Annotated in this window: 1 pseudogene; it reads right to left on the reverse strand. The window is 54.5% G+C overall.

Features of this window, described 5'->3' with window-relative positions:
• Window positions 1-436, reverse strand: a pseudogene (locus GSQ70_RS12350) (hypothetical protein); the annotation flags it as partial.
• Window positions 437-1,454: the final 1,018 nt, after the last annotated feature.

The raw sequence follows: 1,454 nt of genomic DNA on the forward strand, positions 1-1,454 counted from the left end.
TCCGGCCACTTCTGATCGCAATAACCCGCACGGCACCAATTGCGAGTGAGAATGCAACAGGGATGGCCAGATCGACCGTAAATCCCACCTTCATTGCCGTTTTTCTGTCAGCCCCCAGAGCGCTGGCCAGTGAAACCGCCGCGTTATACGTATCACTGCGGGTATCACGCCCGGACCAGACCTGACGGAGGGAGGACTGGATGGTATCGAGGCCGTGAGTGCCCACGATGACGCATCCTGCTTTGGTCAGCATCGTAGGTTCCGGTACGATACACATCGCACCGGCCCCAAACATTTCAACAATGCCGCTGGCAAGTCCCAGACCACCATAGAGGCGGTTGCTCATGGTTTCTCCCTCGCTGACGCTTTTGTCAGATAAAAGCGCCGCCAGTTGTACCGGGGACATGACAATTTTCACACCTTCATCCGTATCCATACGACATTCCTTTCTTCCTTAATTGAGTCACGATCATATCAGCAATGACATATTCGTTTCCGCAGAATAAATCACAAACAGGCCTAAGAGTTTTTTATGCGCGTAAGCGCATGAAGGCGCCAGACGGTGCTAAAGAGAACGGAGTCGCCAGCTGGCGCCGGTGACGCGGCGAAGCCGCCCTGAATCAACAGGTTTCACCAATCAACCCCCCTTCCCTGCAAAGCCAGACCCGCTGACCGTTATGAAGAAGTTTTTTTTGCGCCGTCGGAGTGGTCCGGTCACAGACCGGGCGTATCTCCGCGTTAGCGCCTTTAAGGCGCTTACGGGCGTGTATACCCGTCCCGGCAGCAATGACTCCCACAACGTCTCAATGTTTCGGTTATAACACCGAGCTTAAAGCCGCACTGTTCCGGGCCGCTGGCCCGGGGCGGCGGTGTTTTGCATCGGGCACGGTGCTGATGTGATCGATGACTGCTGTAACTGGTTCTGAGTGTTGTAACTAATCTCATTGCCCCGGCTTGCCGGGGTGCTACTTCAGGTTGTTTACCGGAAGGTTTTGCATGGTGCTTCTGGCACGGAACTGCCCTGAGCAGAGCGAAGGGTGCTACCTCTGAGGCCAGGCGAGAGGCTGGCTCATAGGTACTCTCTCTTTAGAGAGCATGTTTTGTTCAGAAGTAACGTTCGAAATTAGCCACTTTATAGATATACCTTTCGAAGTTAATTAATCCGCAGGGCAGGACGATCCTGTACTGTTCGAAGCTAATTTCATATTGTTGGCCACAACGGCGCCTGTTCGAAATTAATCGTTTATTTTCCTGCCGGCACGGACCGGGTCAGGATGAAAAGGGGGCATGGAACAGCAATTTTGTGTGCGGAGTGTCCGTTTTACCGGACGACGGGCAGGGGTTATCCTGCCGGGCACCCGGATGACCGGAAAAGTGCCAGCATAAGGCCCGCGAGGACGCGGTTGAGGAAGGAACTGTCAGGACAGAGGGGTTACTTCAGCGGAACGCCGGCG

Origin of the sequence: Pantoea sp. BAV 3049, from assembly GCF_009765445.1 — a bacterium.
Lineage (GTDB): Bacteria > Pseudomonadota > Gammaproteobacteria > Enterobacterales > Enterobacteriaceae > Erwinia.